10 protein-coding genes are annotated in these 11,253 nt (G+C 48.0%); 6 read left to right on the top strand and 4 right to left on the bottom strand.

The window, feature by feature from the left end; translation table 11 throughout:
* Positions 1-13 precede the first annotated feature (13 nt).
* The 3 genes from BZJ18_RS15845 to BZJ18_RS15835 form a co-directional block, all read right to left on the bottom strand.
* Positions 14-1,150 carry a helix-turn-helix domain-containing protein gene (locus tag BZJ18_RS15845; protein WP_241824996.1) on the bottom strand — a complete coding sequence of 379 codons (1,137 nt, stop codon included), beginning with the start codon at positions 1,148-1,150 and terminating at the stop codon, positions 14-16.
* Positions 1,131-1,805 carry a hypothetical protein gene (locus BZJ18_RS15840; RefSeq protein WP_077458196.1) on the bottom strand — a complete coding sequence of 225 codons (675 nt, stop codon included), beginning with the start codon at positions 1,803-1,805 and terminating at the stop codon, positions 1,131-1,133. Before BZJ18_RS15840 ends, BZJ18_RS15845 begins: the two co-directional genes overlap by 20 nt.
* A 468-nt stretch (positions 1,806-2,273) precedes the next feature.
* Positions 2,274-2,495, bottom strand: coding sequence for a hypothetical protein (locus BZJ18_RS15835; protein ID WP_077458194.1), 222 nt, complete (start codon positions 2,493-2,495; stop codon positions 2,274-2,276).
* A 419-nt stretch (positions 2,496-2,914) separates the two neighbouring features.
* Between BZJ18_RS15835 and doeA the strand changes: the two genes are divergently transcribed.
* The 6 genes from doeA to BZJ18_RS15805 all read left to right on the top strand — a co-directional run bounded on the left by doeA (position 2,915) and on the right by BZJ18_RS15805 (position 10,096).
* Positions 2,915-4,102, top strand: coding sequence for an ectoine hydrolase DoeA (doeA, locus tag BZJ18_RS15830; protein ID WP_077458192.1), 1,188 nt, complete (start codon positions 2,915-2,917; stop codon positions 4,100-4,102).
* Between the two features lie 158 nt (positions 4,103-4,260).
* The gene (doeB, locus tag BZJ18_RS15825; RefSeq protein ID WP_077458190.1) at positions 4,261-5,256 is read left to right on the top strand and encodes a N(2)-acetyl-L-2,4-diaminobutanoate deacetylase DoeB; all 996 of its coding nucleotides are present in this window, start codon (positions 4,261-4,263) and stop codon (positions 5,254-5,256) included.
* Positions 5,257-5,266: 10 nt separating this feature from the next.
* Positions 5,267-5,755, top strand: a complete 489-nt coding sequence (locus tag BZJ18_RS15820) for an Lrp/AsnC family transcriptional regulator (protein WP_077458188.1) — start codon at positions 5,267-5,269, stop codon at positions 5,753-5,755.
* A gap of 271 nt (positions 5,756-6,026) precedes the next feature.
* The gene (locus tag BZJ18_RS15815; protein WP_077458186.1) at positions 6,027-7,586 is read left to right on the top strand and encodes an NAD-dependent succinate-semialdehyde dehydrogenase; all 1,560 of its coding nucleotides are present in this window, start codon (positions 6,027-6,029) and stop codon (positions 7,584-7,586) included.
* Positions 7,587-7,618: 32 nt separating this feature from the next.
* The gene (locus BZJ18_RS15810) at positions 7,619-9,022 is read left to right on the top strand and encodes an aspartate aminotransferase family protein (RefSeq protein WP_077458184.1); all 1,404 of its coding nucleotides are present in this window, start codon (positions 7,619-7,621) and stop codon (positions 9,020-9,022) included.
* 75 nt (positions 9,023-9,097) lie between these two features.
* Positions 9,098-10,096 carry a substrate-binding domain-containing protein gene (locus BZJ18_RS15805; RefSeq protein WP_077458182.1) on the top strand — a complete coding sequence of 333 codons (999 nt, stop codon included), beginning with the start codon at positions 9,098-9,100 and terminating at the stop codon, positions 10,094-10,096.
* Positions 10,097-10,176: 80 nt separating this feature from the next.
* Here BZJ18_RS15805 and BZJ18_RS15800 read toward each other — a convergent pair.
* The coding region (locus BZJ18_RS15800; protein WP_077458180.1) for a glycoside-pentoside-hexuronide (GPH):cation symporter at positions 10,177-11,253 on the bottom strand (1,077 nt) is incomplete at its 5' end.

The raw sequence follows: 11,253 nt of genomic DNA, 5'->3' as shown, positions 1-11,253 counted from the left end.
TAGTGATATAGCCCTATTTGACAACTGTTAAGTGGGGTCTTTTCTGTCCAGCAGAGTTTGAGCTACGGCCTAGGTTAATATTAACTACCGAATGCTTAAATACAAGACTACTAACCTCATCAACTGGAAGCTTCAAGTGCTTCGCCAAATCTGAAATAGAACATCCCTCCCGAGATAGAGTATCTAGTATCTTACGCATAACAAGCGAACTTTCTCGCTCGATACCATCGATCTCTCTTGTCCTAAGGCCCATTTTACTAGCCTGTATGACTAAGCTTTTGTATTGCCACTCTGATAACACACAGGAACGCTTCATTTGCACGATCAGTGCAAACGCCGAAACCTTCCAGTTGTGCTTCAACTTCAAAATAGACTCAATTGTAAACGTCGACCCTTTATAAGGAGATACAGTTACCTCTGGCATTAGTAGTTCTGCTGCAAACCTATCTGCCTCAACTTCCATATCACGCCCTTGGGGAATGCCTCCCTTATGCAATACCAAGTGGCCAAGCTCATGAGCAGCATCAAATCTACTTCGCTCCCCTGACTTTTTCGTATTCAGAAATACATACGGTGTGGCTCCCTTCCAGAACGAAAAAGCATCAACACTTTGCGTATCCTCTGCTAATGAGAACACCCTAACACCATGTTTCTCAAGCAAATGAATCATATTACCGATACTGGCATTACCCAAATCCCACTCAGTTCTCAACATTTGTGCTGCTATCTTCGGATCATAACCACCATAATCAGGAACGTCAGAAGGAATCATTTGGAAGGTATTTTCGAGAAAGTCATTAATCAAGACTCCAATTTGCCCCGCTCCTATTGCTGCGTGCTCCTGAGCCGCCTTCATACTTTTTAGAGAGCGGAACGATACAGTGTCTTTCTCAATAACTTCAATCGCCTCTTCTTCCAGTAAAAAATTTACTGGGTAGTTCAGTGCTCTTGAAAAAGCCTTTACTGTCTCCTCCGGAGGTGCACTACTGCAGTACTCTTTTTCGTACTCGGATACCATACGAGAAGTCAAACCAACCTTCTCGGCCAATGCCTTATAAGTTAGCTGTCGTCTCGTTCTAGCAAGCTTCAACCTAGATGGATTAAATCTCTTTCCTGGCATTTTTACATTCTTACTTCTTTTTCGGCTCAAAGAAGTCTTGCTCTTCAGTAAATTCTTGCTCTAGCGGAACAAAACTCTGACCGTCGAATGGCACTGGAACAAACAAAACTCTTTTAGCCCAACTGGAAACCTTTAAACCGCCCTTACTCCCGGAGAGCTCAATCTCAGTAGGCAAAGAGAGCTCAGCTCGTACCTCACGCAACTCTTTGTCAATGTGATAAAGAAAAATCCATGTTTGATGGCCATCCACCGATATTGAGCTAACTCCCTCAGGCTGAGACTCTGAAAACAGAGAGTAATTTCGGTTTACCATGTCTTGAACTGCGGGACCTTTCTTATTCCGTGTTTTCGGTGTAAGTGTTTCAGAAACACCGGTGTCTTTATTTCCACTTGTCACGACAATAGTAAGTCCTCTTGCTGCATTCACGAGCAGAGCCATCCCATTTTCGTGCCTGTGGCACCAACCGTCACACTCCTCAACTACTCGCTGCCTAAGCGTTGCTACAATTTTCTCCCAAGCTCTCGAACCACTAGCGGTTCGAGGGTAGTACGTGTTCACACTATTGAAATCACTGATACCATCAGTTATTGCATCAATAAAAAACTCAGTGGGAATACCATGGACACTCTCCAGATTTGACGTGTCGTTACCGTGGGTATCAATTGTTTCAACATTAGACTGCATCTAACCAACCTCTCTTTGGGCACATTAATTCGAGTTGCAACGCTCACTTCCTATTTTAACCAACAAAAGTAGGAAAAAACAAGAAATGAACAGCAATCTGAAGAGGTCAGGCCACCTTTTCCCCGATCAGTTACTTACTCAACACATGCGCCGCTTCATCATGCGCAACATCAAGCCCCCACAATGTCTGCGTAAATAATGGCTCAAACTGGTCCCGCCAAAGCTTCTCAGACATCCGCACCCCATTACTCCTCAGCATTTTTCTCAAGCCATCCGCAGTTAGTCGTAACGCACCACGCCCTTTACAGGCACCACAAGCATTCATCTTCACTTGCCTCGTCCCAGCGTATTTCGGACACTTAGTACTGTTAGCCGCCTGCTTCTCTGCGTATGTTTCAAGCCGCGCTCGCTATGCTTCGACAAGCTCATTAAGCGGGGCAATTCTCTTTGGTAATGCTTCTGCCTAAACTAGCTCGTCGCCACCAGCTCCTGCTTCTCAGCTTTCGCTATGCTCAACTTGTAACCACGAATAAGCCTCCTGCTGCGCTTGGCTTGTTCACTGTGAGCTTTCCATAGCGACTTCAACTTTCGCGCCTGACCAAGCGTCGGCGTACCATGAAACGTATCTATCGCGGTCACCACGATATGCTTGCCCCAAAAGACAAACTGATCGAACAGTTTATGGGTCAACCCTACGAATGCTCCTGAGTCTAAAGACTAGTACTAGGCTCTTCTCCATATTTCGTACTCCCTTCCCATACTTCCTATTTCACTCTAACACTGCCTGTCTGCACAAATTGGCAGTTTAGTGACAAAATTGTTTCTAACAAAACTTGACGATATTTCACTCTATGGTGTAACCCTTAACTAGAGGCGAAACAAAACCTTATCCTGTTGTGGAGAGCTGTGCGCCATTGTCAATAGATTAGACAATGAAAATCAGAGATGTACAGCCGCACACACAAGCGAGCCTCCTCCGTTTGTTCGATAACAAGACCGAAAAACGGCACCTTTCTGTACCGGTAATCGCCTTTGATCCAAGTTCGATTACCGGTCAGTAGTACGTTTTAGTAGCGCCACAGTCGTGGTATTGGACAGGAGTCATGCGTATGAGCGACGTTGTATTGAAGTTTTCATACGAAGAATACAGCGCCCGTTTAGCGAAGGTTCGCTATGCAATGGAAGAGCATGAGATCGATACCTTGTWGGTCCATGACCCTTCTAACATGGCATGGTTAACAGGCTATGATGGCTGGTCGTTTTATGTGCCTCAATGTGTTGTGATCGGCGCGACAGGCGACCCTCTTTGGTTTGGTCGCATTCAAGACGCTAACGGTGCATTACGCACTGTCTACATGAGTGCAGAATGCATCACTTATTACCCTGACCACTACGTGATGAATCCCCCGCTCCACCCTATGGAGTACTTGTCTAACTATGTACTCGCTGAGCGTTACTGGGATCGCGGACGCATTGGTGTTGAGAAAGACAACTATTATTTCAGTGCCACCGCGTTTGAATCATTAAAAGAAAACCTCCCGATGGCAACCTTGGTCGATGCGACTGGATTGGTCAACTGGTGTCGCGCGGTAAAATCCGATCAAGAACTGACCTATATGCACACCGCCGCACGCATTGTAGAAAACATGCATCGTGTGGCCTTTGAAATGATTGAACCCGGCTTACCCAAACACCTACTGGTGGCCGAGATCAATAAGCATGCGGTAGTCGGTCATGACGGTCACTTCGGTGACTACTCAGCCATCGTCCCCATGCTACCCTCTGGTGGTGATGCCGCCGCCCCTCATCTCACATGGGATGATCGTCCGTTTAAACGGGGAGAGGGCACCTTTTTTGAAATTGCCGGCGTACATCGTCGTTATCATTGTCCGCTCTCTCGTACCATTTTCTTGGGCGAACCGGGTTATGAGTTCCTACGTGCGGATGAAGCTTTGCAAGCCGGTCTTGAAGCTGGACTCGCCGTCGCCAAGCCCGGTAATACCTGTGGCGACATTGCCAATGCGCTCAATGATGCGTTGTTGCGCTATGGATTTGACCGAGAAGGCGCACGGTGTGGATACCCGATTGGGCTGAGCTACCCACCCGATTGGGGAGAGCGCACCATGAGCTTACGCCCCAGCGATCAAACCATTTTGCGTGAGGGAATGACGTTCCACTTTATGCCGGGATTGTGGATGAAAGATTGGGGGATGGAAACCACAGAAAGCATTGTGATCACCCGAGATGGTGCGCAAACACTGTGTGATTTGCCCCGTCAGCTTTTTATCAAGCATTAGCGGCATCTATCGATAAAATCAATCTGGGCACAGCCATTGTGCCCTTTTCTATTCAGCCAAGTGGGTATTTTTGGCTACACTGATAAAGTGATGATTTAACATCAAACTTTACTGCGACAAGCCGTATAACATGCCAAGACACATCACAAGGAGAGGTTATGGAACCTACCGCAATTGAAGCCACCGTCGATTTCCATGCCGATGGCGTGCAGCACGGCTTCCTAAAACTGCCTCACTCGCACGACCAGTCTGCTTGGGGCTGTGTCACCATCCCCATTACCGTGATCAAAAACGGCGAGGGAAAAACCACACTGCTGACCGGCGGTAATCATGGGGATGAATATGAAGGTATTACCGCGCTACTCAATACCTGTCATCAACTGATGCCAAGCGATATTAAAGGGAGAGTGATTATCTTACCCATGATGAACGCACCCGCAGTAACCGCAGGCACGCGCACATCACCTTGGGATCAAGGCAATATGAATCGCGCCTTTCCCGGCTCGCCCACTGGCAGCGTCACCGAGCAGATCGCGGATTACTTCACTCGCTATTTGATCCCACAGTGTGATACGGCACTTGATATTCATTCGGGTGGAAAAACCTTAGATCTTATTCCCTATGCCGCGTCTCACCGTTTAGAAAATCTGCAACAAGCGGAAGCTTGTGCAGAGGGCGCGCGCTTGTTCGGTGCACCTTATCAAGTACAGACCACCGAAATGGACGCCACCAGCATGTACGACACCGCAGTAGAGCAACAAGGCAAGATTTTCGTCACCACCGAGTTAGGCGGCGGTGGCACCAGTACACCGGAATCAATCGCAATCACCCAGCGTGGTATTCATAATTTCTTGGTCTTTTCTGGCGTGTTGCAAGACGACTATCGCCATCCCCCTGTACCTCCCATCGCACTGGAGTTGCCTGACAAGCATTGTTATGTCCAAAGCGAACATGCCGGCATCATTGAATTCTGTGTACACCTCGGCGATCCCATCAAACGTGGTGATTTGATCGGCAAAGTACATAACATCGAACGGACAGGAACAGAGCCCGTCCCTTACTATGCCGAGCGTGATGGCATTTTGCTGGCTAAGCGCCACCTCGGTCGTATTTACATGGGCGATACCTTTGCCGTAATTGCTGAGCCTGTTTAGTGGAGGCGCCATGAAGTTAGACAAATTTGATATAAAAATCCTTCAAATCCTCCAGCAAGATGGAAGGATCACCAAGTCTAACCTTGCCCAAGCGATCAATTTATCGGTCAGCCCATGTTGGGAGCGTGTCAAACGCCTCGAGCAAGCAGGGATCATTGAAGGTTATGGCGCGCGGATTAACCCTGATGCAGTAGTGAAGTTAAATACCGTGTTAGTCGAAATCACGCTTGGCCAGCACGATGTCGACAGCTTTCAACGCTTTGAGCGCGCCATGCAAGCCTGTGAAGATGTGAAAGAGTGCTGGGCCACAGGTGGGGGGATAGACTACATTGTTCGGCTTGGCGTGACCGATATTGACTATTACCAACGGCTTATCGACAACTGGCTGACTGATAATTTAGGCATAAAACAGTACTACACCTATATCGTCACCAAGCAAGTCAAACGCCCTGCGTTGACGTTACCACTCGAAACACCCGATGTTGCTACCAATGGCTAATCATTGCTTGTCCTTGTTTGCGAGTGCTCAATAACACTCCCGCATGAGTCGAGTCGTTAACCTCTTAGCAATATCTGAACACCTGTTACATTATCATGGTCAATATCCGTTTCTCTCATGACCAGAAAATTTTCTTCTGCCTTTCCCTCGTTTCAGAAAAAATTTTGCCGTTAGACAGTTCGAACAGAAAACCTGTCGCGGGCACTTTGCATACAGTAAATGAAGGCAAACGCTGATAGGCAGCGTCGCTGCTTTACGATGAGGAGGGAGTATGACCGTATTCCAATCACGCGATCTTAACTACACAGGTACCGCCGCAAATGCTCTGCGTCACGACGTGGCCGGTAAAGCAAGTTCAGATGTACTCGCGTATCTCGACGATCAGCGTTTATTTCGACAGCTCGCCTACTGCAATGGTAAGTGGGTGAACGGCGACGCCGATACGCCCGTGATGAACCCTGCCACAGGAGAAATWCTGGGCTACACCGCCTCGCTGAGCGCTGCACAAGTCAATCAAACCATCGACGATGCGCAAGCGGCGTTTCATCTGTGGCGTGCGGAGTCGGCCGAAACCCGTGCGGAACGCTTAATGCAATGGCATGACTTAGTGATGGATAACCAACACGATCTCGCGCATTTGATGGTGCTCGAGCAAGGCAAAACACTTCGCGAAGCCGAAGGCGAAATTGCCTATGGTGCGTCTTTTATACGTTGGTTTGCAGAAGAAGCAAAACGTGTTTACGGCGACACTATGCCAAGCCATATTCCTAACGCTCACCTTGCGACCTTGCGTGAACCCATTGGCGTTGCCGCTTTGATCACCCCGTGGAATTTTCCCAGTGCAATGATCACTCGCAAAGCGGCAGCAGCACTCGCCATTGGCTGCAGCGTTATCGTTAAACCCGCGGAAGAAACGCCCTTCTCCGCCCTCGCATTGGCCGAGCTTGCGGAACGCGCAGGGATCCCAGCCGGTGTCTTTAACGTGATCATGGGTGATGCCCCCATGGTTTCAACTCAGCTGTGTCAAAGTGACAAAGTCAAAGCGATGAGTTTTACCGGCTCAACCCGTGTCGGCCGTCTGCTGCTCGAGCAAAGTGCTCACACGGTGAAAAAGTGCGCCATGGAGCTTGGCGGCAATGCGCCCTTTATCGTTCTGCCAGACATGGATATTCAGCAAGCGGCACGTGCCGCCATCGATGCGAAATTCCAAACCTCAGGACAAGACTGCCTCGCCGCAAACAAAATCTTGGTGCCACGTGACAAGTACCAAGCCTTTGTCGATGCCTTCGCCGCATTAATGGACGAACTTGAAGTGGGTAACGGCTTGTTGCCCAGCACCGATATTGGTCCATTAATTTCCTCTCGCGCGGTGGATAAAGCGCAAGCCTTGGTGGATGACGCCATCGCTAAAGGTGCCACCGTGATTGGCGGTAAGCTTAACCCAAATCTCGGCGAAAACTTCTTTGCACCCACCCTAGTCACCAAAGTGACACCCGATATGTTGGTGTATCAAGAAGAAACCTTTTGCCCTGTGGCCGTGGTCATTGCCTATGATGATCTCGACCAAGCCATTGCCATGGGCAACGACACCGAATACGGCTTAGCCGCCTATGTCTACGGCAATGACATTCGTGATATTTGGCGCTGTCTGCGCGGTCTTGAAGTCGGCATGGTCAGCGTCAATTCAGTGAAAATGACCGGACATCCCATTCCCTTTGGCGGTGTCAAACAATCAGGCTTAGGCCGTGAAGGGAGCCGTTACGGTATCGACGAGTTTAGTGAAATTAAATACTACTGTTTGGGTGGCCTGCCCACCGTGAGCGGCAGCTAATTAAGGTTTGCGTAAGGATAAGGAGACTGATCATGCGCCCAGAAACGAAAGCTTTGTTGGAAAAAGACAGAAACACCGTCTTCCACGCATCAACACACTTGAAGCAGTACGCCCACGGCGAAATGCCTGGCCGAGTGATTGAGACAGGTAAAGGGATTCGTATCACTGACTCAGAAGGTATTGAGCTGATTGACGGGTTTGCGGGCTTGTATTGCGTGAACATTGGTTACGGCCGCGAAGAAATGGCCGATGCCATTTATGAGCAAGCCAAAAAGCTCGCGTACTATCACACCTATGTGGGCCACACCAACGAAGCACTGGTGACCTTGTCTGAGCGACTCATCAAGATGGCGCCGGGCATGAGCAAGGTGTATTACGGGATGTCAGGCAGTGACGCCAATGAATCACAAATCAAGCTGGTGTGGTACTACAACAACGCTCGCGGCAAACCCGAGAAAAAGAAAATCATTTCTCGCGATCGCGGCTATCACGGCTCCAGTATCGCATCCGGGTCGTTAACAGGGCTTCCCTTATTCCATGCGCATTTTGATTTGCCCATAGAGCGTATCAAACACACCATGGCACCCTACTATTATCGTCGTGAAGATAGCGGCATGACCGAGCCTGAGTTTGCACAACATTGTGCTGATGAACTCGAGAAAATGATCCTTGCGGAGGGCTCTGATACCGTCGCCGCGATGATTGCCGAACCCGTGCTTGGCACCGGAGGGATCGTACCGCCACCAGAAGGTTACTGGACCGCAATTCGCAAGGTCCTAGATAAGTACGACGTTCTGCTGATCGCCGATGAAGTGGTGTGTGGCTTTGGCCGTATTGGTAGTGATTTTGGCTCGATTTACTACGATATGAAGCCTGATCTGATCACCGTTGCCAAAGGGTTAACCTCCGCCTATCAGCCTCTGTCTGGCGTGATGATCGGTCATAAAGTGTGGGATGTGCTGGAAGACGGTACCGATGCATGGGGAGCCATTGGTCACGGGTACACCTACTCTGGACATCCACTGGGCGCAGCCGCCGCGCTATGTAACTTAGACATCATCGAACGCGAAAACCTTACCCAAAATGCTGCAACCACGGGTGAGTACCTGCAAATGAAGATGCAAGCCGCTTTTGCGGATCACCCATTGATTGGCGATAGCCGCGGAATTGGTTTGCTCCATGCGCTCGAGTTCTCGCCCGATCGCGCCAATCGTAGCCACTTTGATCCCAACCTGAAAGTGGGACCACAAGTTGCTGCCGCGTGCTTGGAGCAAGGCTTAATTGCCCGTGCAATGCCACACGGCGATATTCTTGGCTTTGCGCCACCTTTAGTGGTGACACCCAACGAAGTCGATGAAATTGTCGCCAAAGCAAAAGTCGCGGTCGATAAGGTGATGGATAAACTGGTCACCAGCGGGCAGTGGCAACCTAAATAGCACCTCCCGAGGTATTGATGAGATAATGGTTGTTTAATGCTTAGTTAAACAACAACGTCGAAGTGAAAAGGCCTAATGATAACGATAAAAGATGTCGCAATAGAAGCTGGCGTGTCTATTGCAACTGTTTCGAGAGTGATTAATAAGTCACCAAAGGCAAGTCGCACTTCCATTCGATCCGTTACTAAAGCAATGGAAAAACTTGGCTATCGCCCTAATGCTGCAGCAAGAGCACTGGTTAGCCAAAAGACGACGACAATGGGAGTCTTGGTCGGAGATGTTTCTGATCCCTTTTTTGGTACAATGGCAAAATCTATTGATCGAGTTGCACGCCAAAATGACAAAAATATTTTGATAAGTAATGGATATCATAATTGTAATGAAGAGCGTCAAGCACTAGAACTACTTATCAATAGTCGTTGTGAGGCTATGGTTATCCACTCAAAGGCGTTATCAAATAAAGAACTCATTGATTATGCAAATGAAACAAAAGGTGTGGTGTTCATCAATCGACATATACCAGAGGTAGCCGAGCGCTGTATTTCGCTTAATAACCGCCAAGGATCATTCCTCGCGACGGAATATTTAATTCGTCAGGGGCATCGTAAAATCGCTTGTATTGCCTCGTCTCACGATATCGAAGATACCGATGAACGACTACAAGGTTATCAAGCCGCGCTGAAAGAGCATGGTATTGAACTTCCCAAAAGCTATATCGAATATGGTGAGCCTAACAGCGATGGTGGCGAAGTCGCTATGACCAACCTGTTAACCAAGTCTTTGGAGATTACTGGCGTGGTAGCTTACAACGACTACATGGCTGCAGGCGCACTGGCAACTTTGGATCAGAACGGCATTGACGTACCAAGTAAGCTTTCTATGGTGGGGTTCGATGATGGCTTAATCGCTCGCTTTGTGCATCCTAGTCTCACCACTATTCATTACCCTATCGAGATGATGGCAGAGCACGCTGCTCGTTTGGCATTGGCACTATCACGTGATGAAAAGATTGAAGATAAAACTCTTATGTTCAGTCCAACACTGGTACAAAGAAACTCTGTTGAGCGTTGTTGATTATCAATGAGTCGAAAACTAAAAGCTCGCTCATATTATGGAGCGAGCTTTATTATGAATTTGTCAAGATAAAATCTAGCCTAGCTCAATGCTTGATGTGTTTGTACAGACTCAACATAGACACCTTCAGCAAACTCGCCACGCCGTAATTTTTCCCTCAAGATGGCGTGTTGATCTTCGGTAAACGTATAACGAGACATAATAAAAATACGTACCAACGCCCCAAGTCCTGGTAACAACGCAATGCAAAAGAACATCCCACTAAGCGCGGTATCGGTTTGCACCGCATTTGGTACATACCCAATCATCGTCAAGATAATACCAGTTAAGCCACCCGCTACCGCGACAGAGAGCTTGCCTGTAAAGGTTTGTCCCGAGAACGTGATCGCGGCGGTACGTTTTCCACTGTGATAGTACGAGTATTCTACTGTATCTGCAATCATGGCCGAGATTAGAGGATTGGTCATCATAAATATGCCCGTAATTACTGCTAACCACACCATCACAACCGTTGGATTATCATAGCCAGTAAAGTAGAATCCAATGCGCGCGATGATCTCTAAAATACACAGCGCAATAAAAATATCACGTTTTTTGAAACGCTTCGTTAATATAGGTGTTGCCAAACACGCAATCGCACTCACCAAAGTGATGGTACCAATCAGAGATACTAAGCCAGCATCGCCCATGTTGTATGTGAAAAAGAAAATGTATAGACCGTTGACTAGGTTAAAAAATACATTCATAAAAAATGCAGCCAGAATAAAGAATAGCGGCTTGTTTTTACGAACAGCCTGGAAGGTTTGTGTTAGAGTGACTTTTTCGCAGCTTTTCGTCGATATACGTTCTTTCGTGTTGTAAAAACCGTTAAACATGAAAAATAAACCCACGATCATCAGCACAATTACAGCTGGCAAGTAACCCTGATCTGCGCGGCCATCAGCAAAGTAAGCGCTCAGTTTCGGGAATATAACCAAAGTGGCACCGATACCCGCATTTACTCCTAACATGGCACAGGTTGCTGCTTTTGCTCGCTCTTGCGGCTCATCTGTCATAACAGAAGACATAGACCAAAATGGCACAGCAGAAATGGTGTAAAGCGTTCCCCAAAGAATATACGTTATACCGGCGTACATCACTTTTGTTGAAGTATCTGC

Origin of the sequence: Salinivibrio sp. IB872 (genome assembly GCF_001995345.1) — a bacterium.
In the GTDB taxonomy this organism is placed as follows: Bacteria; Pseudomonadota; Gammaproteobacteria; order Enterobacterales; family Vibrionaceae; genus Salinivibrio; species Salinivibrio proteolyticus.
This window is presented reverse-complemented; position numbering and strand designations above follow the sequence as displayed.